Origin of the sequence: Marinobacterium sp. xm-g-59 (assembly GCF_013283315.1) — a bacterium.
Lineage (GTDB): Bacteria > Pseudomonadota > Gammaproteobacteria > Pseudomonadales > Balneatricaceae > Marinobacterium_E.
The window spans coordinates 208,553-233,110 of record NZ_WBYR01000003.1; the positions used below are offsets into that span (position 1 = coordinate 208,553).

The 24,558-nt window shown below is 50.6% G+C and carries 28 protein-coding genes; 10 read left to right on the forward strand and 18 right to left on the reverse strand.

Going from position 1 to position 24,558, the window contains the following annotated elements; translation table 11 throughout:
• Positions 1–11: 11 nt before the first annotated feature.
• From XMG59_RS05420 to XMG59_RS05430, 3 genes are read right to left on the reverse strand one after another with little or no spacing between them, the layout of a single operon-like run.
• Complete coding sequence (locus tag XMG59_RS05420; protein WP_254443898.1) at positions 12–548, reverse strand: DUF501 domain-containing protein; 537 nt, start codon at positions 546–548, stop codon at positions 12–14.
• Positions 523–2,598 carry an ATP-dependent DNA helicase RecG gene (recG, locus tag XMG59_RS05425; RefSeq protein WP_173482623.1) on the reverse strand — a complete coding sequence of 692 codons (2,076 nt, stop codon included), beginning with the start codon at positions 2,596–2,598 and terminating at the stop codon, positions 523–525. The genes XMG59_RS05420 and recG overlap by 26 nt, the downstream gene beginning before the upstream one ends.
• Positions 2,599–2,604: 6 nt before the next feature.
• A complete protein-coding gene (locus XMG59_RS05430; RefSeq protein WP_173482624.1) occupies positions 2,605–3,507 on the reverse strand; it encodes a hydrogen peroxide-inducible genes activator in 903 nt (300 codons plus the stop codon).
• Positions 3,508–3,553: 46 nt separating this feature from the next.
• Here XMG59_RS05430 and XMG59_RS05435 point away from each other — a divergent pair, with 46 nt between their 5' ends.
• Positions 3,554–4,408: an NAD-dependent epimerase/dehydratase family protein gene (locus XMG59_RS05435; protein ID WP_173482625.1), complete on the forward strand. Its 855-nt coding sequence runs from the start codon at positions 3,554–3,556 to the stop codon at positions 4,406–4,408.
• 6 nt (positions 4,409–4,414) lie between these two features.
• Here the strand turns inward: XMG59_RS05435 and hemB are convergent, their stop codons facing one another.
• The 8 genes from hemB to radC all read right to left on the reverse strand — a co-directional run bounded on the left by hemB (position 4,415) and on the right by radC (position 11,001).
• A complete protein-coding gene (gene hemB, locus XMG59_RS05440) occupies positions 4,415–5,431 on the reverse strand; it encodes a porphobilinogen synthase (protein ID WP_371731467.1) in 1,017 nt (338 codons plus the stop codon).
• A gap of 346 nt (positions 5,432–5,777) precedes the next feature.
• On the reverse strand, positions 5,778–6,662 hold the full coding sequence (locus XMG59_RS05445; protein WP_173481879.1) for an alpha/beta hydrolase: 885 nt from the start codon (positions 6,660–6,662) through the stop codon (positions 5,778–5,780).
• Entirely contained in the window at positions 6,662–7,474 is an 813-nt protein-coding gene (mutM, locus tag XMG59_RS05450; RefSeq protein WP_173481878.1) for a bifunctional DNA-formamidopyrimidine glycosylase/DNA-(apurinic or apyrimidinic site) lyase, read from the reverse strand. The genes XMG59_RS05445 and mutM overlap by 1 nt, the downstream gene beginning before the upstream one ends.
• Positions 7,475–8,353, reverse strand: a complete 879-nt coding sequence (locus XMG59_RS05455) for a DMT family transporter (protein ID WP_173481877.1) — start codon at positions 8,351–8,353, stop codon at positions 7,475–7,477.
• Positions 8,354–8,441: 88 nt separating this feature from the next.
• Positions 8,442–8,609 (reverse strand): 50S ribosomal protein L33, encoded by a 168-nt coding sequence (gene rpmG / locus XMG59_RS05460; RefSeq protein WP_027854336.1) that lies wholly within the window; start codon positions 8,607–8,609, stop codon positions 8,442–8,444.
• Between the two features lie 17 nt (positions 8,610–8,626).
• Complete coding sequence (rpmB, locus tag XMG59_RS05465; protein ID WP_173481876.1) at positions 8,627–8,863, reverse strand: 50S ribosomal protein L28; 237 nt, start codon at positions 8,861–8,863, stop codon at positions 8,627–8,629.
• A gap of 657 nt (positions 8,864–9,520) precedes the next feature.
• Positions 9,521–9,955: a transposase gene (locus XMG59_RS05470; protein ID WP_173481875.1), complete on the reverse strand. Its 435-nt coding sequence runs from the start codon at positions 9,953–9,955 to the stop codon at positions 9,521–9,523.
• A 371-nt stretch (positions 9,956–10,326) separates the two neighbouring features.
• The gene (gene radC / locus XMG59_RS05475) at positions 10,327–11,001 is read right to left on the reverse strand and encodes a DNA repair protein RadC (RefSeq protein WP_173481874.1); all 675 of its coding nucleotides are present in this window, start codon (positions 10,999–11,001) and stop codon (positions 10,327–10,329) included.
• 99 nt (positions 11,002–11,100) lie between these two features.
• Between radC and coaBC the strand changes: the two genes are divergently transcribed.
• From coaBC to XMG59_RS05500, 5 genes are read left to right on the forward strand one after another with little or no spacing between them, the layout of a single operon-like run.
• Complete coding sequence (coaBC, locus tag XMG59_RS05480) at positions 11,101–12,297, forward strand: bifunctional phosphopantothenoylcysteine decarboxylase/phosphopantothenate--cysteine ligase CoaBC (protein WP_173495356.1); 1,197 nt, start codon at positions 11,101–11,103, stop codon at positions 12,295–12,297.
• A gap of 1 nt (position 12,298) precedes the next feature.
• Positions 12,299–12,754: a dUTP diphosphatase gene (gene dut, locus XMG59_RS05485; RefSeq protein WP_173481872.1), complete on the forward strand. Its 456-nt coding sequence runs from the start codon at positions 12,299–12,301 to the stop codon at positions 12,752–12,754.
• A gap of 31 nt (positions 12,755–12,785) precedes the next feature.
• Positions 12,786–13,700, forward strand: coding sequence for an acetylglutamate kinase (argB, locus tag XMG59_RS05490; protein ID WP_173484169.1), 915 nt, complete (start codon positions 12,786–12,788; stop codon positions 13,698–13,700).
• Positions 13,697–14,296, forward strand: a complete 600-nt coding sequence (slmA, locus tag XMG59_RS05495) for a nucleoid occlusion factor SlmA (RefSeq protein ID WP_173495357.1) — start codon at positions 13,697–13,699, stop codon at positions 14,294–14,296. Before argB ends, slmA begins: the two co-directional genes overlap by 4 nt.
• Positions 14,251–15,480 carry an MFS transporter gene (locus tag XMG59_RS05500; protein ID WP_173498332.1) on the forward strand — a complete coding sequence of 410 codons (1,230 nt, stop codon included), beginning with the start codon at positions 14,251–14,253 and terminating at the stop codon, positions 15,478–15,480. The genes slmA and XMG59_RS05500 overlap by 46 nt, the downstream gene beginning before the upstream one ends.
• Here XMG59_RS05500 and XMG59_RS05505 read toward each other — a convergent pair.
• The 4 genes from XMG59_RS05505 to gpmI are packed head-to-tail and all read right to left on the reverse strand — an operon-like array spanning position 15,477 to position 20,238.
• On the reverse strand, positions 15,477–16,244 hold the full coding sequence (locus XMG59_RS05505) for an MBL fold metallo-hydrolase (RefSeq protein WP_173481868.1): 768 nt from the start codon (positions 16,242–16,244) through the stop codon (positions 15,477–15,479). The genes XMG59_RS05500 and XMG59_RS05505 overlap by 4 nt on opposite strands.
• 10 nt (positions 16,245–16,254) lie before the next feature.
• Positions 16,255–17,529 carry a S41 family peptidase gene (locus XMG59_RS05510; RefSeq protein ID WP_173482630.1) on the reverse strand — a complete coding sequence of 425 codons (1,275 nt, stop codon included), beginning with the start codon at positions 17,527–17,529 and terminating at the stop codon, positions 16,255–16,257.
• A 24-nt stretch (positions 17,530–17,553) separates the two neighbouring features.
• Positions 17,554–18,684 carry a peptidoglycan DD-metalloendopeptidase family protein gene (locus tag XMG59_RS05515; RefSeq protein WP_173498333.1) on the reverse strand — a complete coding sequence of 377 codons (1,131 nt, stop codon included), beginning with the start codon at positions 18,682–18,684 and terminating at the stop codon, positions 17,554–17,556.
• Positions 18,685–18,687: 3 nt separating this feature from the next.
• Positions 18,688–20,238, reverse strand: a complete 1,551-nt coding sequence (gene gpmI / locus XMG59_RS05520) for a 2,3-bisphosphoglycerate-independent phosphoglycerate mutase (protein WP_173498334.1) — start codon at positions 20,236–20,238, stop codon at positions 18,688–18,690.
• A 167-nt stretch (positions 20,239–20,405) separates the two neighbouring features.
• On the opposite strand from gpmI, the gene XMG59_RS05525 reads away from it, so the two are divergent.
• The 3 genes from XMG59_RS05525 to secB are packed head-to-tail and all read left to right on the forward strand — an operon-like array spanning position 20,406 to position 21,593.
• A complete protein-coding gene (locus XMG59_RS05525) occupies positions 20,406–20,822 on the forward strand; it encodes a rhodanese-like domain-containing protein (protein ID WP_173481864.1) in 417 nt (138 codons plus the stop codon).
• Entirely contained in the window at positions 20,819–21,082 is a 264-nt protein-coding gene (gene grxC, locus XMG59_RS05530; RefSeq protein WP_173481863.1) for a glutaredoxin 3, read from the forward strand. The genes XMG59_RS05525 and grxC overlap by 4 nt, the downstream gene beginning before the upstream one ends.
• Positions 21,083–21,110: 28 nt before the next feature.
• On the forward strand, positions 21,111–21,593 hold the full coding sequence (secB, locus tag XMG59_RS05535) for a protein-export chaperone SecB (protein ID WP_173481862.1): 483 nt from the start codon (positions 21,111–21,113) through the stop codon (positions 21,591–21,593).
• A gap of 80 nt (positions 21,594–21,673) precedes the next feature.
• Here the strand turns inward: secB and XMG59_RS05540 are convergent, their stop codons facing one another.
• A complete protein-coding gene (locus XMG59_RS05540) occupies positions 21,674–22,405 on the reverse strand; it encodes an SDR family oxidoreductase (protein ID WP_173498335.1) in 732 nt (243 codons plus the stop codon).
• A gap of 83 nt (positions 22,406–22,488) precedes the next feature.
• Positions 22,489–22,878, reverse strand: a complete 390-nt coding sequence (locus XMG59_RS05545) for an MAPEG family protein (protein WP_173498336.1) — start codon at positions 22,876–22,878, stop codon at positions 22,489–22,491.
• Positions 22,879–23,010: 132 nt separating this feature from the next.
• Here XMG59_RS05545 and trxA point away from each other — a divergent pair, with 132 nt between their 5' ends.
• Positions 23,011–23,385, forward strand: coding sequence for a thioredoxin (trxA, locus tag XMG59_RS05550; RefSeq protein WP_173498337.1), 375 nt, complete (start codon positions 23,011–23,013; stop codon positions 23,383–23,385).
• On the opposite strand, the gene XMG59_RS05555 is transcribed toward trxA, so the two are convergent.
• Entirely contained in the window at positions 23,372–24,526 is a 1,155-nt protein-coding gene (locus XMG59_RS05555) for a glycerate kinase (protein ID WP_173498338.1), read from the reverse strand. The genes trxA and XMG59_RS05555 overlap by 14 nt on opposite strands.
• Positions 24,527–24,558 lie beyond the last annotated feature (32 nt).

Consider the following 24,558-nt stretch of genomic DNA (forward strand, 5'->3'; position numbering starts at 1 on the left):
GCCTGATTAACCTAAAACTCCGGCGCCAGCTCGTTCATCTGAAACTCTTGATCAAGACGCTGGCCAACCACATTGGGCTCCACCAAGTGGTAGGCGTAGTTCATGTGCAGACAACGAACTTTGTCCCAGTTAGCAATACCGCCAATGCCTACCTCGTTGAACATCTTAGTGAACCCAAGAGTTTCGATTCGCTGTCTGTCCTCCGGACGCATCAGTTCCCAGCGGTGCTCCATGTAGTGTTTCTGCTGCGCCATGTAGGTATCACGAAGCTCTGCATCCTCTTGCAGCTCCTCCTCAAAACGCTTAATCCAGCCCGTCATCTCGACACGACTGATCTCAACACTTAAATCCTTACTGCTCAGCCAATAGAGGGTTGGGAAAGGCTTATCATCGATCAGGCTTCGCATCTGTAACACCAATGGCACACCACTAGGGGTTTGTGCCGCTATCGCCTCGATACCGCGAGGCTCGCGACCGATCTGCTGGCGTACTATTTGAAGCTGTCTCTCTGTTGGTTGCATCTTAAACCTGTGCGTATTGATCAGCATTGAGGATCCATCGATCACACAGCTGACGGGTTAATTCTGTTGATGTCTCTATGCGCTCTGCTGTCTGCTGGACACTGTCGAGCATGTCAGCGTCACGTTGCAGATCGGCGATTCTGAAACTCATCATGCCTGTCTGGCGGGTGCCTAACACCTCACCCGGGCCTCGCAACTCAAGATCACGCTCTGCAATACGGAAACCGTCACTGGTCTCACGCATGATTGCCAAACGGTCGCGACCCTGCTGCGAAAGAGGCGCATGATACATCAAAACACAAAAACTCTCTCGCGACCCTCGACCTACACGGCCGCGTAACTGATGCAACTGTGATAATCCCAGTCGTTCGGGGTTCTCGATGATCATTAAACTCGAATTCGGAACGTCTACGCCGACCTCAATCACCGTCGTAGCCACCAAAAGATCCAACTCATGCGCTTTGAATTGCGCCATCACATCCGCTTTTTCGGCCGGTTTCAGACGACCATGCACCAGACCAATTCTAAGATCGGGCAGAGCCTCGCGCAGCTCTTCGGCAGTCGTTTCGGCTGCCTGACACTGCAGCGCTTCGGACTCCTCTACCAGCGTACAGACCCAATAGGCCTGCAGGCCCTGTTTGCAGTTCTGTTCAACGCGCTCAACCACTCGATCGCGACGACTGTCATCAATCACGACCGTTTGCACTGGCGTTCGGCCCGGTGGTAGCTCATCGATGATGGAGCAGTCCAGGTCAGCGTAAGCACTCATTGCTAGTGTACGAGGGATGGGGGTAGCGGTCATTATGAGCTGATGAGGTATTTTACCGTCATTTCGCCCCTTTTCACGCAAACTTAGCCTCTGATCGACGCCAAATCGATGCTGCTCATCAATCACAACCATCGCCAGATCATGGAAGGCGACCTCATCTTGAAACAGGGCGTGGGTTCCGACAACCACCTGAGCCTCACCACCACTGATCTCAGCTAATGCCGCTTCCCGTGCTTTACCTTTTACCTTACCCGCCAACCACGAGACCTTAATCCCAAGCGGCTCCAGCCAACTTTTAAAGTTGATTAGATGCTGTTCGGCCAGAATTTCTGTCGGAGCCATAACCGCCGCTTGTTTGCCGTTTTCAACCGCTTGTAACGCGGCCAATACAGCAATCATGGTCTTACCTGAGCCCACATCACCCTGCACCAACCGCAACATCGGCAAAGGGCGCCCCATATCACGGGCCACCTCTCGTGCCACACGAAGCTGAGCCTCTGTAAGTGAAAAAGGCAGCCGATCTAGAAACGGCAGCGTGAGTCGACCCGTCGATTTCAGCGCTGGCGCACCTTGCGTCTGCATCTGATGACGTACCACGCGAAGCGATAGGTTATGTGCCAATAACTCTTCGAAAGCTAAGCGTCTCTGCGCTGGATGCTGCCCTTCAAGTAGCGACTCCAAATCCACACCAACAGGAGGCTGGTGAAGAAAGCGCACGGCATCGGTTAGTGAGGGGTAATGGTTGCGCGCTAGCTCAGAGTCCGGCAGCAACTCATCTAAGGGTTCAGAACCCAAAGCGGAGAGTGCCTGCCCTACCAGGCTTCTAAGGCGCGGTTGAGTCAAACCTTCAGTCAATGGATAGATTGGGGTCAGCGTCTCTTCCAACTGATCAAAGCCATCGCCCTTCATCAGCTTGTACTCGGGATGAATCAGTTCTAAACCATTTGCACCAGGGCGCACCTCGCCAAAACAGCGAATATCCGCATTGATCAAGCCGCTCTTTTGCGCAGCGCTGAAGTGGAAAAAACGCAGAGTTAGGGTACCAGTGCCATCCTGAATACGGCAGACCAGGCTTCGGCGGCGCCCCATCACGATGTCACACGCGATTACACGCGCCTCAACCACCACCTCATCACCGGGGCGCATCGCTCCTATCGCAGTGATGCGCGTTCGATCTTGGTAGCGCAACGGCAAGTGAAACAGCAGATCCTGAAAGTTATGAATACCTAGCTTGCAAAGTTTGGACGCTAGCGCAGCGCCAACACCCTTTAGCTCAGTGACCTTTCGATGGGCTACCTGAGAAGACACGGCCAGTTAACTATCCAACGCTCGGCACTTAGCGATGGCATCAACCAACACATCAATCGCCTGTGGACGAGGGAAGCTGGCACGCCAAGCAACAGCAACCGATCGCATCGGTTTGGGATCATTGAACGGCACAATATCAACCAACGCATTGGAGGGGTGGTTCGCTAAAGCCGACTCTGGTAACACGCTGGTTCCTAAGCCAGAGGCGACCATCATACGAATGGTCTCTAGTGAACTGCCTTCAGTGACTCTGTGTTGATCATGGAACGACTGATTCAAGCTTGGGCATGCCTCTAGTACCTGATCCCTGAAACAGTGCCCCTCACCTAGCAGCAGCATATCCAGCTCGTTCAACTTCTGAGAGTCCACTGAGCCCGCTTTGCTCAGCTCATGCCCTTTTGGAGTAATTAAACTGAAGGTCTCATCATAAACCGCCCGAGTCAGCACATCGGGCTCATGGAAAGGCAACGCGATGATGATCGCATCCAACTCACCAGTGCGTATTTTGCTTCGAAGAACTTCGGTCAAATTCTCCTCGATGTAGAGAGGCATTTGCGGTGCAATCTGCTGAACTTCGGGAATTAGACGAGGGAAAAGGTAGGGACCGATGGTGTAAATCGCACCCACACGTAACGGGGTAGCCAGCTGATCTTTACCTTCACGGGAGAGCTCTTTAATCGCTTCAGCCTGCTCTAATACGCGCTGTGCTTGACGCACTACTTTGTCACCTATGGGCGTCACGCGTACGGCGTTTTTACTGCGTTCAAACAACGCGACACCGAGCTCATCTTCCAGCTTTTTAACGGCGATAGAGAGCGTCGGCTGACTGACAAAGCATTTTTCGGCGGCATGGCCGAAGTGCTGTTCACGAGCTAGCGTGACGATGTAGCGAAGTTCTGTAAGCGTCATTTTCGATCCTCTGGTAATCTTTAACGACTAAAGGGAGAACACTACCGTGTCGAAACGTTTTCTAATCATTGGCTGTGGTGACTTGGGCAATACCATTGCAACCAAGCTCATCAGTCAACAACATAAGGTCTATGGTCTTAGACGTAATATAGACCAGCTATCGGAAGGCGTACAACCAATAGCGTGCGACTTTTATGAAATTGAAAATCTCCCGCCCCTTCCAGAAGTCGATTACGTCATCTTCTCGGCCGCCGCAAAATCACGCGATATTGAGCACTACCGACAGATATACGTCGATGCCCCGGCTGCCATATTAAAAGCACTGCCAACTGCACCGATACGCTCTTTTGTGGTTAGCTCAACCGGCGTCTATGCTCAAAACCGTGGTGAGTGGATTGATGAATTCAGCGCTGCTGAACCTAACACGGCGCACTCCGTTCTACTTTTGGAAGGCGAATCACAGTTTAAACAGCGATCAGCTTGCACCCTGATCCGCAGCAGCGGCATATACGGCCCTGGCCGTACCCACCTTCTAAAACGCATCCTCAGTGGAACCATTGCGTTAGAGACGCCGACTCATTTTAGCAATCGTATACACAGTGACGACTTGGCCGATTTTGTTGTGCACTTAATTGGCAAAGCGATCGACCAACAACCACTGAAAGAACTCTATTTAGCCAGCGACGGTCACCCAGCACCGATTCATGAGATTACCAAGTGGCTTGCAGAGCAACTGGGCGTGGCAGCCCATCATCAGGAGCCGATACAGCGTGGCGGGAATAAACGCATCGCTAACAGAGCGATGAGGGAGAGTGGCTTTGTCTGTCGATACCAGGACTACAAAGCCGGATTTGCGCCTCTGCTGGATGATTTCAAATCGCAACAGAGGCAGATCACTTAACAGCGGTTAAGCCTTCGATTTAAGCAGGCGTGCCGCTTTAACGGCAAAGTAGGTCAAGATGCCATCGGCACCTGCTCGTTTGAATGCCAGCAGTGACTCCATCATCACCGACTCCTCATCCAACCAGCCATTTTGAAACGCCGCCATGTGCATCGCATATTCGCCGCTCACTTGGTAAGCATAGGTAGGCACACGTAGCTCAGTTTTCACACGGCGCACGATATCAAGATAGGGCATACCCGGTTTTACCATCACCATATCAGCACCCTCAGCTAGATCGAGAGCAACCTCGTGCAGGGCTTCATCGCTGTTAGCAGGGTCCATCTGGTAGCTGTATTTATTGCCTTTGCCAAGATTACCGGCAGAGCCTACTGCGTCACGGAAAGGACCGTAGTAAGCACTTGCATACTTGGCAGAGTAGGCAAGGATGCGAGTATTGACATGACCACCGGCCTCTAGCGCTTCACGGATCGCCTGAATACGGCCATCCATCATATCACTCGGGGCCACCACATCAGCGCCCGCTTCAGCGTGTGAGAGCGCCTGCTTCACCAATACATCAACAGTGATGTCATTGAGTACGTAACCCTCTTCATCGATGATGCCGTCCTGTCCATGGGTAGTAAATGGATCCAACGCAACGTCAGTAATCACACCCAGTTCTGGTAATTTTGCTTTGATCGCTCGCACGGCACGCTGTGCCAAACCCTCTGGATTGAATGCCTCTTCGGCCATTTCAGACTTAGCGGATGCAGGTGTGACTGGGAATAGAGCCACGGCAGGAATACCTAGTTCATAAGCTTCCTGACAGGCATCAACAAGCAGATCAATGCTGAGTCGCTCAACACCCGGCATAGAGGGGACCGTTTCACGCTCACCTTCGCCCTCAATCACAAACATTGGGTAGATCAGATCTTGGGCTGTCAGCTGGTTCTCACGCATCAAATCACGAGAGAAAGTGCTAGCACGCATACGACGCATGCGAGTGAGTGGAAAAATGCGTTGGCTAGGATCGAATGCCACGAGACACCTCATTAGTAGATGATTTTTAACAAGTATAACGCTCAAGATGGCGGCAAGACTAACCCGCCGACCAACAAATCGACACAAAAATGGCTTTGGTTATTTACATATAACTAAATAATATCTAAATAACCTCTTTTTAGCTGTTATGACTATATACAAACCCTATCTCAATCCCTAAAGTACGCACCACGGAATAACTGAGGTCATGGATTGACCCGGTGAGACCAAGGATTGGTTTCAATGGAAGTAAAGCAACACAGGGACATCGCAGGACGCGACTAGGTTGCAAGGAAAGTCTTCCAACAGGGCGTGCCATGGAGTGGCCGCCCTATTTTTTTGCCTGCTATTTGCCCAACAGCAATGCGATGCGATGCGCCAGATCCTCGGGATCATCCCAGGGCATCATATGCCCAGCCCCTTCAATGAACTCCAAATGCATCGGCTGCTTAATCCTATTAGCCACACGTAGCGCATACTCTTTGGATAACACCTCATCATGATCACCTTGCAGATTGATCAATGTAAATGGGAACACCGAATCAGCAATCCCAGCTTGATGGGTAAACAGTGAAGCAAGCGTTGCCAGAGGGTAGTCAAAGATAATCAATGGATCGTCATTGATGTAGGGCCCTGCGGGGTGATCACCCAGAAGCGACTCAAAATCGATAAAGCTCTTAAGTGGCAGGCGCATATTGGGAAACCACAGAGCGCTGAAGCGAGTCCAGCTCCAACCCAAGGCATACATCATATCGGGAGGCTCTTGCCCTAACAGCAGCGTGGTACAGAGCACCGATTGAATGCGCTGATCTAGCTCAGCCAACGCAACCGCCGTGACAGCCCCTATCGAGTAACCATAGACGGACCATGGACCGGTAAAGCGGGATTCAAGGGCATTCAGCACATGGGAAAGGTGATGCTGGAACTGTTCAACAGTATATCGACCGCGATTACCTGCAGAGTAGCCGTGTCCCGGAGGATCGACCGCAATCACATTAAAACCCTGCTGATTAAGGGCTACAGCTAATTCAGCATAGAGCTCGACATAGGTGCCGATCCCTGCGAGAAACAGAATATTGGGGGCGCTGTGCGAGACAGGGTAGATCTCGACATTAATGCTGGCATCCAATCGCCACACTTCACGATGTGTCAGCGCATCCGAAATACCCAACCCCTGACGACGAGCCTTCTGCTCTACCGTCTCAACGGGGAACGCCTGCCTAAAGCTCATTAACGCTGACACCTAGGACAAAATACCGTCGCCCGTTGACCCTGACGAATCTCTTTAAGCGTCGAGCCACAGGATTTACAGGCCTCACCGCCTCGACCGTAGACCGAGAGCTCTTGCGCAAAATAACCTGGCTTGCCGTCACTGGAGAGGAAATCCCTTAAGGTAGTACCACCGCGCGTGATGGCGTACTCAAGCACGCTCTTAATCTCGCCGACCAAACGCTCATAACGCTGTTTTGACACCTTACCCGCCGGCTTACGCGGATCGATACCCGCTCTAAAGAGAGACTCATTAGCATAAATGTTGCCAACACCGACGACGACTTCAGAGGTCATGATGAACTGCTTGATGGCTAGAGAGCGATTACGTGACGCCTTAAACAGATAATCCACGTTAAATGCATCGGACAGAGGCTCTGGGCCTAGCTTCTCCAATAACTTGTGCGTCTCACCTTTGGGTTGCCAGAGCACAGAACCGAAACGGCGAGGATCGGTTAGGCGCACCAACAAGCCATTTTCCATCACGAGATCCACATGATCATGTTTGGCCGGTTCTGTTCCTTTGGGAAGAACTCTCAAGCTACCTGACATACCCAAGTGCACCATGAGATCGCCCTCATCAAAACGTATCAGGATATATTTTCCTCGACGTTCGACGCTATTAACCTTTTTTTCAACGATGTTTTTAGGAATTTCACTAGGCACAGACCAACGCAAACGAGGCTCACGCACCACAAAATCGGCCACACGCTGCTGATCAATGTGCGGCTCTATGCCTCGTCGTGTTGTCTCTACTTCGGGTAACTCTGGCACTTAACTCACCTTAGCCGCACGTTGGGTTAAAAAGACACCTAGCACCGTCACAGCCACACCCACCAAGGTTAGCATCGACAGACGCTCATCAAACAGATACCAAGCTTCTAGCGCTGTTGCGGGCGGAACAAGATAGAAATAGCTGGCTACTTTGGCTGACTCACCTTCACGAATCATCAACATCAATAGCAAAATAGCAGAGAGCGACAGACCAAGCACCAACCAGGTCAACGCGCCAATTAACTCAATGTGCCAAACCACCTCTTGAGTCTCAAAAGCGAAGGTTAAAGCGCCCATGATAATCGCCGTCATCACGTATTGAATGAACGATCCAGTAAGAAGATCCGCCCCCCCACCAAAACGTTTCTGATAGAGGGTGCCAATAGAGATCGCAAAGAGTGCCACCAAGGCGGCCGTGATCGCTCCCGCCGTAAGGGTAATCTCCTCATCCGCCACACCTGACCAGAGCACTGTCACGACGCCGATCAAGCCAAGCCACAACCCAACCCAACCCATAGGGCTCAACTTCGACTTGAGCCATATCTGTGAGATAAAGGCGGTCAGTAGCGGCTGCAGACCGACAATAATCGCCGTTACACCGGCCGGCATATCCAACTTGATGGCTGCAAATACGCCACCCAAATAGCCTGCATGAATCAACGATCCCGTAACCAACTGATGTTTAGCGACATCCCAGCTCGGCCAACGTCCACGGAAGATCTGAATCAATAAAAAGAAGACCGCCAACGTGAACAGCATACGGATAAATAGGTAGTTAAACGGTTCAATATAGGGCAAACCGTATCGAGCACCGATAAAGCCGGTGCTCCAAAGCAGAACAAATGCAAAAGGTACAACACTCATCCATGACTTAGTCATGCGAACATCCTTAAATGGGTAAACGCTGGGCAAAAAAATACCCGCATCAGTGTAACCGAATGCGGGTATCTTTGGGATGCTGTATCAATTACTTGATCTTAGCTTCCTTGTAGATAACGTGCTTACGAACAACCGGATCGTATTTCTTGAATTCGAATTTGTCCGGAGTGTTACGCTTGTTCTTATCTGTAGTGTAGAAGTGACCAGTACCTGCAGAAGAGACTAGTCGGATCTTTTCGCGTGCGCCTTTAGCCATGACTTAGCTCCTTATGCTTAGACTTTGTTGCCATTTTTACGAACGTCAACAAGAACAGCGTCGATGCCTTTCTTGTCGATGATGCGCATACCTTTAGAAGATACGCGTAGACGAACGAATTTGTTTTCGCTCTCTACCCAAAAACGGTGCCAGTGCAGGTTTGGTAGGAAGCGACGACGTGTTTTACGTTGTGAGTGGGAAACGTTGTTTCCTGTTACTGGGGATTTGCCAGTAACCATACATACTCGAGACATTTTAAAACCTCAGTTAATAGTGTTTTCTTTTACTCTGTCAGATATTTATTGAATGCCACTTTCATAACGAAAACCTTGGCAATCTCAGGCGGAGCGTCCGAAAACGAGACAGAAATCCCGTACCAATGAGACAGAGGCGCGTGATATTACAGAAGAACCACCCCAAACGCCACCTTTTTGTCTGTTTTTTGTTCAATCTTAGGAGTGATGTGAGATCGTGGTTTTGCGGTTTTGTTCGCGGTTTTTAGATTTCGCGGTTTTTCGCTTCGCTCAAATTCGCTCCTACAACGCCACCCCGTAAGAACGAATTACCGCAGGTAAACCGTGACACATGATCGCAACCCCCACCCCGCAAGAACGAATTACCGCAGGTAAACCGTGACAAATCATCGTAACCCACACCCCGTAGGAACGAATTGCCACAGGTAAACCGTGACAAATGATCGTAACCCACACCCCGTAGGAACGTATTACCGCAGGTAAACCGTGACACATCATCGTAACCCACACCCCGTAGGAACGAATTGCCGCAGGTAAACCGTGACACCCAATCGAAACCTCCACCCTGTAGGAACGAATTGCCGCAGGCAAACCGTGACACATCATCGTAACCCACACCCCGAAGAAACAAATTGCCGTAGGCAAACCGTGACACGTCTAATCAAGCCATATGGCATCCCAATGCGGATATTCTCTGACTGTTGTTACCAAACCCGCTCTTACTGGGTTCATCACAATGTATCTAGCAATACTCTCAATATCATCCGATCGCCTAATCGCTCGATCATAAAAGCCTTTTTCCCAGCTGATACCCTGACCTTTAACCAAACTCAGCTTAACTTTTCTCATCACATGTGAAATTGAACCTGAGTGTTCATTGAGTTGAATTAGCCAATGGAAATGATCGGGCATTATGACATAGGCCAGACTCTCAATCTGTTGACTGTGCAGGCATTTAACTAGAGATCGAGCCACATGAAAATCTTCAAAAAAGCACTGGCGCCCCAGCGTCACCGTGGTTAGATGATAAATCTGCCCTGGAATCGAAACACGGCCTTTTCTTAACGAACTGTAACCTGGTTTTTTAATCATGACTCATCCTTGAGTTATGTAATTTATGTTTGCGGTATTTGTTTGTGTTTTGCGATTTTATGCGCGGTTTTTTATTTTCGCGGTTTTTCGCTTCGCTCAAATTCGCTCCTACAACGCCACCCTGTAGGAACGAATTGCCGCAGGCAAACCGCGACACATCATCGCAACCCCCACCCCGTAGGAACAAATTGCCACAAGCAAACCGCGACACATCATCGCAACCCCCACCCTGTAGGAACGAATTGCCGCAGGTAAACCGTGACACATCATCACATCCCACACCCCGTAGGAACAAATTGCCACAGGCAAACCGCGACGCATCATCGCAACCCCCACCCTGTAGGAACGAATTGCCGTAGGCAAACCGTGACCTATAGCAGCCCCCGCTCTGCAAAGCTCATCGATTGGCTGCCCGCTATGATCAGATGATCGAGCACTTTGATGTCGATCAGAGCTAGCGCTTCTGAGATTCTTTGGGTAATGGTTTGATCGGCCATCGAGGGCTCGCAGACGCCTGAGGGGTGGTTATGGGCGAGGATAATGGCTGAGGCGTTGAGCGACAGCGCCGCTTCAACAATAACTCTGGGGTAGACCGCAGCCGCATTTAACGTACCAGAAAAGAGCACCTGCCATTTAATCACTCGATGCTGTGCATCCAGAAACAGACAGCCGAAGTGCTCTCGGCTGGCGCCGGCCAGCTCATGGCTAAGATAGGCCTTAACCGATTCCGGACTCTCGATCACCGAACGTTGTGCTATTTCACTGGCTAGGTAGCGTTTCCCCAGCTCCAGAGCTGCCTGAAGCAGAACGTACCGAGCAAGGCCGGCGCCGGCCAAATCGATAAAGCTTTCACACTCTCTATTGAGCAGTGCATTTAAGCTACCCGCTTGATCCAACCATTGACGGCCAAGATCGACGGCATTGCAGCCCGGTAACCCCTGCCCTACAAAAACGGCCAGGAGTTCAGCATCACTCAGCGCCGATGCGCCCTGTTGCAATAGTCTCTCACGCGGCCTCTCTGAACTTGGCCAATCCAAAATTTTCATATCACCTCCCTGTGATGAACGATATTTCGCTATACTCTGATCCCAGTATAGAAGATAATTCAATTTAAACATTGTCACTGTTTATAAGGCTTTCGAGGTATGCATAGACTTACTAACCGCCACATTTTGATCGGTATCACTGGCGGTATTGCAGCGTATAAAGCAGCTGAATTGACGCGTCTATTCAAAGGAGTCGGCGCGGAGGTACGCGTTGTTTTAACGGATGCAGGTGCTGAGTTCATCACCCCGCTGACCCTACAAGCGCTATCGGGCAACCCTGTGCATCAGTCTCTGCTCGATCCGGAAGCTGAACAGGGCATGGGGCATATTGAGCTGGCCCGTTGGGCGGATCTCATCATCGTAGCGCCAGCGACGGCTGACTTTATGGCTCGATTTGCAGGCGGCATGGCAAACGACTTGCTGACAACCCTCTGTCTAGCGACGGACGCGCCTATCGCGTTAGCGCCAGCCATGAACCAGGCTATGTGGCGTGACCCTCGCACCCAGCAGAACTTAGAGACGTTGCTATCTCAAGGCGTCAATATCTTTGGACCTGGTTCGGGTGAACAGGCCTGTGGTGACACTGGGCCTGGTCGCATGATTGAGCCCACTGATATCCTAGCCAGTTGCGCCAATCTAATTGCGAACGGTCCGCTCAATGAGAAGAGCGTTGTGATTACCGCTGGTCCTACCCGTGAAGCGATCGACCCTGTTCGTTTCATCTCGAATCACAGCTCAGGCAAAATGGGATTCGAACTGGCTTCAGCAGCCGCTAAAGCGGGTGCCAATGTCACCTTGATCGCAGGGCCTGTATCACTGCCAACGCCTAAAGGGGTTCGACGAGTTGATGTCGAGTCAGCAGAGCAGATGCTTGAAGCCGCTTTGGTTGCTTCAGAACAAGCTGACATCTTCATTGGCGCCGCTGCTGTGGCCGATTACCGTCCGCAACTGGTCGCAGAGCAGAAGATCAAGAAAGGGGCCGAAGAGGTGATGGAGATTCTATTAACCAAGAATCCAGACATCATCGCTACCATTGCCGGGCAACCTGAGCGCCCACTAATGATCGGTTTCGCTGCTGAGACTGAAAATCTCGTTGAGTACGCTCGCAGCAAACTGGTTCGCAAAGGGCTGGATCTGGTGATTGCTAACGACGTCTCGCAAGCCGATATTGGATTTAATGCTGATCAGAATGAAGTCATTCTGGTTGGACCTAACGGCGAACTCCCTCTTCCCAAAGCCGGTAAGAGCGAATTGGCCGAACAACTCATTTCACACATTTCACAATTGATGGATTGATATGCAAAAGCTACAAGTAAAAATCCTAGATAAGCGCCTAGGTGACTCGATTCCCATGCCAACTTACGCCACCACTGGATCAGCGGGTCTGGATCTTCGTGCCTGTGTTGAAGCGCCGCTGACTCTAGAGCCAGGCCAAACCGAACTGATTCCAACCGGCATGTCGATCTTTATTGAAGACCCTAGCCTCTGCGCAATGATTCTTCCACGTTCTGGCCTGGGGCATAAGCATGGCATCGTGCTTGGCAACCTGGTTGGCTTGATCGATTCTGACTACCAGGGCCAGCTATTTGTCTCGTGCTGGAACCGTGGTCAAACCACTTTCACAGTTGAGCCAGGCGAGCGCATCGCACAGTTAGTTTTGGTTCCTGTGGTTCAAGCTGATTTTGAATTTGTCGAAGAGTTTACTGAGACGGATCGCGGCGAAGGCGGCTTTGGCTCTTCGGGTCGTCACTAATTTTTACATTTGATTTAGAGGTTTTTTCACCATGCCATTAACACGCCAACAAGCGATCTCGACCGCCACCGTCCTTTCTGAAGCGCTTCCCTATATTCAACGCTTCGTCGGTAAAACCATCGTCGTTAAATACGGCGGCAACGCCATGACCGATGAGAAGCTAAAAGCCAGCTTTGCACGCGACATCGTTATGCTGAAATTGATTGGACTAAATCCCATTGTTGTGCACGGGGGCGGCCCACAGATTGGTGATCTACTCGACAAATTGAAGATCGAATCTCACTTCATTAATGGTATGCGTGTCACCGATACGGCAACCATGGACGTGGTTGAGATGGTGCTGGGCGGCATGGTCAACAAAGAGATTGTCGGCCTCATCAACTCCGCTGGCGGTAAAGCGATCGGCCTGACCGGTAAAGATGGCGACCTGCTTCGTGCACGCAAGTTGAAAGTAAAACACAAGACGCCAGAGATGGAAGCACCCGAGATCATCGATATCGGCCACGTCGGTGAAGTTGAGCGTGTTAACGTCAGCGTTCTAGAGATGCTAGTAGATTCGGACATCATCCCAGTCATCGCCCCTATTGGGGTTGGTACAGACGGTGCCTCATACAACATCAACGCGGACCTAGTCGCGGGTAAAATTGCAGAAGTTCTTCAGGCAGAGAAGCTGATCCTACTGACCAACATTGCGGGATTGATGGACAAAGAGGGCGAGGTGTTAACAGGCCTCTCAACCCAACAGGTCGATGCTCTGATTGCCGACGGCACGATCTACGGCGGCATGTTGCCTAAAATCGACTGTGCATTGAGTGCGGTAAAATCAGGCGTGACTTCAGCGCACATCATCGACGGTCGTGTCGAGCACTCCTGCATGCTGGAGATCTTCACTGACGAAGGTGTCGGCACCCTGATCTCTAACAAATCGTTGAAGGTGGAAGCATGAGCGAGACCAAAATTTCACGACGCGACCAAATTCTCCAAGCACTCGCCCAGATGCTGGAGGTCAATCCAGGACAACGTATTACCACGGCGGCCCTTGCAAAAGATGTTGGGGTATCAGAAGCGGCACTCTACCGCCACTTCCCAAGTAAAGCGCGCATGTTTGAAGGGCTAATCGAATTTATCGAACAGGCCCTATTCACACGCATTAAGACCATCACACAATCCGATGTCAGCGCTGTTCGTCAGGTTGAGCAGATCATTACCCTGCTACTCGCCTTTTCAGAGCGCAATCCAGGGATGTGCCGACTGCTTGGTGGTGATGCTCTTTCGGGCGAAAATGAGCGTCTGCGCGGTCAAATTAATCAACTGTTCGAGCGTATCGAGACGCAAATCAAGCAGACCTTACGCGAAGCCGAATTGAAAGAGGGTATTCGTACCCAGCTGCCAGCCGGCTCTACCGCCAACTTGATTTTGGCAACGGCTGAAGGTCGCATTCGCCAGTACGTTAGAACGGACTTCAAGAAACGCCCCACGGAGTTCTGGCCAGAACAGTGGTCCCGCATGTCAATCGGTCTGTTCAGAAGCCCATCGAACTGATGGGTAATAACTACTTCAAAGATCGCCTCAGTTTTTTTGCGGCGATCTTTGCCTTGATGCTGGCCGCAGCCAACCTTCGCGGCGGCCTAGTCGTTATCGGCCCGCTGGTCGAGGATATTCGGTCGGACCTGGGGATTTCAGCAGCTGCGTTCGGCTTCTTGATGACACTGCCACTGCTCTGTTTTGCCTCATTCTCTCTGGTCGTGCCCTGGGTTGCTAACCGTTTAGCACCGATGAAAGTCGTGGCACTTGCTCTGCTGACTCTTGGCATAGGAGCAGCGGCGCGCCTCTTTGGCGACTATGGGATGATGGTCTCTGGCACACTAGCACTAGGAGCCGGCATCGCCATTTTGAATGTACTGATTCCATCACTGGTTAAGGGACTCTTCCCAGAGAACGCGAGCTCACTGACCGGTGTCTATACACTGGTGCTAACCACAGGGGCCGCGTTTAGCTTCTACTCCGCGATACCGATGCGAGATGCCTTTGATGACTGGCATGTGCCTATGATCGTTTGGGCTATTCTGCCGATTATTGCTCTATTGGTCTGGCTGCCGATGTTGCGGGTTAAGTTTAAACCCGCTGCACCGACCAGCGTCAGCAGCAGCGTTTGGCGTTTACCACGAGCTTGGTCTTTGGCCTCTTTCATGGGACTGCAGTCTATTCAGTTCTATGTATTGGCTACCTGGCTGCCACGCATCTTTATGGATGCAGGGTTAAGTGATGCAGAAGCGGGATTGATGACCGCCATCTTCACCATGATCGGTATACCGGCTGCACTGTTAACTCCTATGATAGCGGCTAAGTTGCCGACGCAACGCAGCATTGTCGCGATCATCACCTTAATCGGATTGGTGGGCGTTTTTGGAATATGGCTAGCGCCCATTGAAGGTCGCTACTTGTGGGTCGCTTGTTTAGGTACCTATGGTGGGGCTTCGCTCTCACTTGCGCTGGCTCTGATCGCGATGAAATCGCATGATATGCGCCAAGCAACCGCTCTGTCAGCCATGGTCCAAGGGGTCGGTTATCTGCTCGCTAGCATTGCTCCGAGTTTGATCGGCGCTCTTTACGACTGGCAACAAGCTTGGACTCTGCCGATGCTCACGCTTGTCTTGCTGCTCATTGCACAAGCGGTAGCAGGTTGGCCCATCAGTGGCACCGGCAAGGTCGATGAAACGCGTTAAATGTTGAAGGCTTCGATCTCATGGCAGAGATCGAAGCAGTGATGCAGTGATTTAGAGCATTCAGAAAACTCTGCAATGATTTGATCTTCCACTCCCGGTTTTAGGTGCATGATATGCACCTTGCTGGGCTCGTCTAACTTGGCCAAATCCTCTGCCAAAGTAACCGATGTGTAGTGCTTACTGATTCCAGCCAGTTCGGCAGAGTCATTTCGGTAGGAGAGCTCTATGAAGATATCTGAGACCGGCTGCTGATTCAGGGCTTGCCACACCAGCTCGGTTGGTCCGGTATCACCAAAAAAGCAGAAAGCACCCTCCCCTCTGCTGATCCGGTAGGCATAACTCGGCACCGTATGCGAAAGCGGGATCGGCATCACCTGATAGCCGTTTAACTCCAATGTTTGAAAAGGTTCTAGCTCTAGATATTCAAGAACCGGTGTCTGCTCGTTGGGTATTTTTGAAAAGTCTGGCCAGATCACCCAGTTCAATATGTGCGCCTTAACCGCCTCTAACACCTCTTTAGGTGCCGCTAAGATAACTGGCTTTTTTCGATGCTCGGAAAGAGAGGCGAGCATCATGGCGACACCCGCTATGTGATCCATATGGGCATGGGTCAGCAGCACCGTTTCGATCTGGTTCATCTGCGCTAAGCTAAGCCGACCAACCCCAGTGCCACCATCTAAGAGTGTGCGCTCATCCAATAGAAAGCTGGTGGTGAACAGCCCCTCTGCCAAGCCTCCTGAACAACCTAAGTTTCGAACCTTCATCGCTGATCAATCATCGATTAAGGATGTTCAACGCTTTGAGCATGGTCAGCGCTTGATAGAGCTGGAAGTCATCACCCGCTAAATCGGACTGCACCGAGGATTTAACCGTCTCTTCTGACTCGTTCTCAAGGTGTCCAGCCAAATCCACTTCGCGCACCTGATCTAGATTAGGGGCTTTGCGATCCAGCCGAAGGTCTTCGACTACCACATCAGGGCTAATCCCTTGCGCCTGAATAGATCGTCCATTGGGCGTAAAGTAGCGTGCCGTCGTAATCTTAACGGCACGATCTTCTGACAGCGGAACAACCGTTTGTACAGAGCCTTTACCAAAACTCTGAGTACCCATAATTACCGCGCGTTTTTGATCCTGTAGAGCCCCTGCGACGATCTCTGATGCTGAAGCGGACCCGCCATTAATCAGCACGATTAACGGCACATTACCGATCGCCACATCATCCGTGGCATTAAACTCCAACTCAGATCGAGCAATACGCCCCTCTGTATAGACAATCAGACCTTCATCCAAAAATGCATCCGACACCGCAACAGCCGCCTGAAGCACGCCACCAGGGTTATTTCGCAGATCCAAGACAAGCCCTTTAAGCGCCTCATCTTTTTGCAGCTTAGCCAGAGCATCTAACAGATCCTGACCTGTATTGGCTTGAAACTCGCTGATACGCACATACCCAAAGCCAGGCTCTAACAGGCGACTTCTGACGCTTCGAATCTTGATTGCTGCACGAACCAACTCAACTTCAAAGGGGGCATCGACGCCTTCACGCATGATGGTGATGCGAATCGACTCACCAATTTTGCCGCGCATCAATTTCACTGCGTCACTGAGAGACATACCTTGAACCGGCGTATCACCCAATTTAGTGATGAGGTCACCCGCTTTGATACCGGCCTCTTGAGCAGGGGTATCGTCCAGCGGCGTAATGACATGTACAAAGCCATCCTTCATACCGACTTCGATGCCCAATCCACCGAACTCGCCGTTCGTGTGTTCTTGCAGGTTATCGAACGCCTCTTTAATCAAGTAGTCCGAGTGCGGATCTAAGCCACGTACCATGCCGGCAATGGCATCTTCTAATAACTGCTGATCAGTAACCGGTTCGACGTAACTCTTTTTGATACTGCTAAATACCTCCGCAAAACGGCGCAGCTCATCGAGTGGCAACTGATTCTCGGAGGACTCTTCACTGGTCTGTTCTATCGGGTAGGCAAAGACGTTCAATGATAAGAGGCTTGAAAGGAGCAGAAAGCTAACGGAACGGAACAACATAAAACCACCTATCACTGATTCGAATTATCTCTTTTTATTTAGCCAGGGAACCGGGTTAAAACTCTTACCATTATGACGTAATGAGAAGTAGAGGCCAGTCTGATCATAGCCACCACTGCTACCGGTGAGTGATATGGTCTCGCCCGCTTGCACCCAATCACCTGTGTTACGCAACAGACTCTGATTGTGACCATAGAGGCTGAGGTAGTCATCCCCATGGTCCACTATGATCAAAAGCCCATAGCCTCTTAACCATTCAGAAAAGACAACACGACCTGGATGGATCACTCTAACAGCCTTACCTGGATCGGAACTGATGAAGATACCATCGGTCGATAGCGTGCTCTTTTTACTGCCATATTTAAGAGCCAACTTACCCGACACCGGCCAATCTAACTTCCCTTTGCGTTTGGCAATCTGCGGCGTATCGATATCGACGAAGTTATCTTTCAGCGACTGCTCTATCTCAACGAGGAGAGACTCAAGCTGTTTGCGATCTTGCTCAAGTTTGACCAACTGATTTTTCTCGCTGCCAATGTCTCGCTTGATTTCATCCAAGGTTTTTAAGCGCTGCTGGTAGGCTTGTTTTAAGCGATTTTCCTGCTCAACTAGCGCCTGCTTTTCATACACTAGTTGCGACTCTGTCGCACTGAGGTCTGCGCGATTCTGATCAAAGTCACTTAATAGCCTTTGGTAGCTAGTCACTCGCGTTTTTAAAACATCGCTGAGGTGATCGTAGTAGCGCAGCATGCGATCAACCGTCTGTGGCTCTGTACCACTCAAAATCATTTTCAGTCTTGGCTGACGACCTTTACGGTACTGCTCTTGCAGCAAAGAGATTAACAATGCGCGCTCTTTTTCGACCGCCTGTTTTAGACGAGTCTGATCACTGGTTAGCGTATTCGCTCGACCAGTTAGTTTATTGATAGATAGGGACACTTCGCGCTTTTTAGAGGAAATTTCAGCAATTTTACGCTCATCTTCACGAAGTTTTTTCTGGAGCGCTTGCTGGTCGCCCTGTTTTTTAGCGACACTTTTTTGCAGTGACTGCATCTGTGCAGTCAGCTGTTTGATTTTCTGCTCAGTCTCTTCAGCCGTTCCCGCTAATGCTGGGGAGCAACAGAAGAGACCTAGAAGGAGCCAGTGGCGCAACACGGATTAGCGTGACGCCAGGCTAGAGCCGGTCATTTCAGACGGCTTATCAATATCCATTAGATCCAGCAGCGTCGGTGCCAGATCACATAGCGCGCCATCCGCTAGGGTTAGCGACGCTTTACGAGGACCATCGTAGATCAAAGCGACTGGCCAGTTGGTGTGGGATGTATGAGGCTGTCCTGAGTTTGGATCGACCATCAACTCAACGTTACCGTGATCGGCTGTGATCAGTGTCTCGCCGCCCACTTCTGCCATCGCCGCCAGCACCTTAGCCAGTGCTTCGTCGACCGCTTCACAGGCTTTAACCGCTGCATCAAATTTACCGGTATGACCGACCATATCGCCATTGGCAAAGTTGCAGACAATCAGATCATATTTGCGACTGCGAATCGCTTCACAAAGTTTTTCACTGACCTCTGGCAAGCTCATCTCAGGCTTCAGGTCGTAAGTGGCCACATCGGGAGAAGGCACCAAGATGCGCTCTTCACCTGGGTAGACCTCTTCCTGACCACCGTTAAAGAAGAAGGTAACGTGTGCATACTTCTCGGTTTCAGAGATGCGCAGCTGCGTTTTACCCATACCCGAGAGGTACTCACCTAAATCGTTACTGATCTTTTGTGGCGGGTAGGCACAAGAGGCTGCGATATCCGCTGCATATTCGGTCAGCATGACAAAGTCAGCAAGCGCTGGGCGTTTAGCACGTTCAAAACCGTCGAATGAATCATCCAGAACAAAGGCACGCGTAATTTCACGAGCACGGTCCGGGCGGAAATTAGCGCAGATCAGGATATCGCCATCATTGATCGTACCCACTGGCGCACCTGATGCATCAGTAATTACAGTCGCCGCGACAAATTCATCGTTCTCATCACGAGCGTAAGCAGCAGAGAGCGCCTCTTGAGCGGATGTTGCAGTCTGAACACCTTGACCCAAGGTCATGGCATCGTAAGCCGTCTGAACTCGATCCCAACGGTTATCACGATCCATCGCGTAGTAACGGCCGACAACAGTGGCAATGGCGCCTACGCCCAGATCTGCAAAAGCCTTCTCAGCAAGGGCAATCGACGGCTCTGCAGAGCGAGGCGGCATATCACGACCATCCAAAATAGCGTGCAGATAAACCTGCTTCGCACCACGCTGAACGGCCATTTTAGCCAACGCAACAATATGCTCTTCGTGGCTGTGAACACCGCCAGGGGATAATAGGCCAGTAATGTGCACCGCTTTACCCTTTGTAATCGCGGCATCCATCGCGCTAACGAGTGCGCTGTTCTCGAAGAAATCACCATCGGCAATCGCTTTGGTAATACGCGTCAGGTTTTGGTAAACCGTTCGGCCTGCACCGATATTCATGTGCCCTACTTCAGAGTTACCCATCTGACCATCTGGAAGGCCCACGGCCATGCCCGATGTTTGAATACGTGAGTTTGGATTATTGGCCAATAGACCATCCCAAACAGGCGTATTAGCAGCGGCTACAGCTGATGATTCAGTGGCTTCGACTCCGTACCCATCTAGGATAAGAAGCGCTCTTGGGGTGCGCATATCACTCATAGTTATGAATATTCCGGTTATAAGACTTTAGATTGATAGAGATTTTAACCGTTGAGGCCCGTTAAAACCATTAAACATTGGTGATTTTTCAGTCAGCCCCCTTATCCCTTGAGGCTCTGCAATGTATACTTTCGCGCATTAATTTTTATTGCATACACAGGTCTGAAATGGAAAACGTAATCGAATTTATCGGCAATCACACCATGATGGTTGTTGCTTGGGCATTTACCCTAGCCATGCTGATCTTTACTGAGCGTATGAAAGGCGGTAAATCAGTGACGGCCGCTGAAGCAACACGCCTTATTAACAAAGAAGATGCTGTTGTTCTTGATATCCGAGCGCACAAAGATTTCAGCACTGGCCACCTGACTAACTCGATCAACATTCCACTGGCTGATTTCGATCGCCGCATGACTGAGTTGGATCAGTACAAAGAGAAGCCGATCATTGTAGTGTGTAACATGGGTCAGACAGCGGGCACCGCGTGTCGCAAAATGAAATCGGCTGGATTCACCCAGGCGATGCGTCTTACGGGAGGCATCTCTGAGTGGCGCCACCAAAGCATGCCAGTGGTAACAAAATGACAGTAGAAATTTACAGCTCAGCTCTATGCGGTTTTTGCACACGTGCAAAGATGTTACTTGATCACAAAGGTGTTTCATTTAACGAGATCAGCGTAGATCAGGATCCAACAAAACGCGCTGAAATGATGGAACGCAGTGGTCGACGTACCGTTCCTCAAATCTTTATCGGCGAGCACCACGTTGGCGGATGCGACGATCTGTTCGCACTTGAGCGCAATGGTGAACTGGACGGACTGCTGGCGAACAACGCCGGCGAATAATTAGAACGATTAAAAGTAAGGAAGCAACATGTCTGAAGAGAATCAGCAACCAGCACCTCAGTTTGGTATGAAGCGCGTCTACTTAAAAGACGCATCACTTGAAACACCTGCTGGCCCAGAAATTTTCAACAAAGCTTGGCAGCCACAGGTTGGTCTAGATGTTAATTCGGCTAGCCGTGTACTGGGCGATGATCACTACGAAGTAAACCTAACACTGACTGTGACCGTTAAGACAGAAGACGAAACAGCCTTTCTGATCGAAGTACAGCAAGCTGCTATCTTCCAGATCAGCGGCTTTGAACCAGCACAACTGCACCACACTCTAGGTGCATACTGCCCAACGCTTCTATTCCCATACGCTCGTGAAGCAGTAGACAATCTAGCGACTAAAGCTAGCTTCCCTGCACTGATGCTTGCACAGGTGAACTTCGATGCTTTGTACGCTCAGAAAGTTCAGCAAGTTATGGAACAGCAGAAAGCAGAGCAAGGCGAAGCTGAAGCGGCTGAATAAGCTCGCACTGTAATCAACGTAAAAAGGAGGCAACAGCCTCCTTTTTTGTTGTCTTAAGATCGGTGATTTACGAGCCCAGCCTAACGCCCTCCGGCCACATCGATAAAGGATCCGGTAACGTATGACGCGTCGTCAGATAATAACCAAGCGATGGTATTGGCTACTTCTTCAGCACTGCCACCTCGTTGCATAGGAATATTTGGGGCTAATCGATCTACACGCCCAGGCTCCCCGCCATCGGCATGCATCTCTGTATAAATAAATCCAGGTCTAACTGCGTTAACTCTAATCGGCTGACTGGCTAACTCCATCGCTAAACCACGAGTCAGCGTATCCATCCCTCCTTTTGCCGTTGCATAATCTATGTACTCATTGGGAGAACCGGTTCGAGCCGCCACTGAAGAGACATTCACAATGGAACCTGAGGTAGGTGAGCGACGAATGAACTCACGGCAACAAAGAAAGCAACTGGTTAAATTATTTCGAAGGATTGTATCGAACCTGTTCAGCTCTAGATCGATAAACCTCGACTGTTTCATCAGCTGACCGGCGTTGTTGACTAGGTACTGTACCTGGCCGTATTTCTCTTCAACGGCATCAAACAACTCAATGACATCCTGCTCCTTGGATACATCCGCCTGATAGCAAAAGGCTTCACCTTGTCCATCTAAAATGGCTTTGACAACCGTCTCTGCGGCGATCAGATTAGAGCGATAGTTAACGCATACCTGGTATCCCTCAGCGGCCAGTCTAAGGCAGGTAGCTGAACCAATCCCCCTCGCACCACCTGTAACAATCACAACACGATTCATACTGTTAGACTCTTTTTTATTTATGAGAGTTTTATCACAGATTTAACGCTGCCGCTTCACTCTAGTCCTCTTCCGTTAAAGCTCTACCCTACAGAGACTAGAAATTGAGAAACAGATATAACCGCTAGAGATATTAGCGTGGTGAAGGTTAACGCCATACCCGCAACTCTGAGAATACCCGGAGCCTCTTTAGATCGAAAACCGGCAAAATGAATCAAGCGTGATGCTACAAACATAAAACCCAGAACCCAGACAGCCCATGCAGCAAGGCCAACGTACTCGACCATCGCTAACATAAGCAGAGTCAGAGGGGCGTACTCAATAAAATTCCCATGATTGCGAACAGCCCTCTCCAAAGCGGGATCATCTGCCGTGCCAACACTAATACTGTGTGCTTTACGGATTTTAATGACACGATACGAGAGATAGACAAGGAAACAGGCCGCAAAAGCAGCAAAGATGGGGGTAATCATAGAAACTCCAATGTTTTTCACATTTACGACAGACTTCCCTAAACAGATGTCACAAATTGAAAAAACTCATGTTATCTTGCAACGATCATTGATAAGCTATTTCTAATATAAGCTAATCATTAGGAGAGCAGCATGGCGGTTATTGAGCTAAACCAAGAGAATTTTGAATCGACCATTACGCAAAACAACTTTGTGATTGTCGATTATTGGGCGCCTTGGTGCGGTCCTTGTAAAGCCTTTGGCCCAACCTTTGATACCGTCTCTGAAGAGTTCCCAGACGTCGTCTTTGGCAAGGTGAATACTGAGGTTGAACAGCAAATTGCAGCAGAGTTCCGCATTCGCTCGATTCCAACACTGATGATCTTCCGCGACAACATTCTGATCTACAACGAAGGCGGTGCACTGCAAGCGGGACAGCTTCGCGAACTACTGACCAAAGCGGCTGAACTTGATATGGATGCCGTTCGTGCAGAGATTGAGCAACAAGCCGCAGCTAAAGCTGAATAGTCTTCAGACTCAACAGGCGTCCAATTTGGGCGCCAGTTCTTTCTAAATTTTCAGCGCCATTAGCAAGCGCCTCTTCCAAGCTACAAACACCTGGAACCACTGAGAAAAGTGCATCTATCCCAACTTCATGCACGCCCTCTGCCCCCTCACCAATTGAGCCACAGAGTGCAATCACAGGCAGGTCGTGCTGTTTAGCCCAACGTGCAACGCCCACGGGGGTTTTACCACTTAGACTTTGACCGTCCATTCGTCCTTCACCGGTAATCACCAGATCGGCACCCTTAAGTGTTTTATGGAAATCGACCGCCTCCAGAACCAGATCGATACCTGGTGCTAAGCGAGCATCTAAGAACTGAACCAGCGCATAGCCAAGACCACCGGCTGCGCCCGCGCCCGCACGATCTCGTAAATCCTTACCCAACAGGTCAGCACTCACGTCGGCCAATCGAGCTAGGGCGTCATCCAACTGTTGAACCTGTTCAGGTGTCGCTCCCTTTTGCGGGCCAAAAATAGCAGAAGCCCCCCGCTCACCTAACAGCGGATTATCAACATCACAGGCGACTAGAAACTCTGTCTCGGCTAAACGTGGATCAAATCCGGTTAGATCTACACAGCCCAGATGAGCCAGTGCCGCACCCCCTTCAGCAAGCTCTTGACCTGCCGCATCAAGAAACTTAGCGCCCAGGGCCCTTAAAAGCCCCGTTCCACCATCATTGGTGGCACTGCCTCCTAAGCCCATAATGATGCGACGCGCCCCTTGATCCAGGGCTTTAAGGATCAGCTCACCCGTACCATAGGTTGAAGCCGTTAGGGCATCTCGCTGTTCAGGCAGTATCTTATCCAACCCCGAGGCAGCAGCTGTTTCGACAACAGCGGTCAGTGGCACACCCTCTTGGTGACCCAGTACGCCCCAGATAGCATTGAGGGGCTGCCCTAATGGACCCGTCACTTCAGCCGTGTGTTGCTGTCCAGAGGTTGCTGCAATCAGCGCTTCCGTCGTACCCTCGCCACCGTCCGCCACAGGTACGCAGTAAATGTCGACATCCGCTAGCGTTGACTCAATACCTTTGGCAATCGCACGCGCAACACTCTCTGCATCTAAGCTCTCTTTAAACGAATCAGGGGCAATGACTAGCTTCATCAACAAGGCTCCAGCAATTGGGACTCACTCAA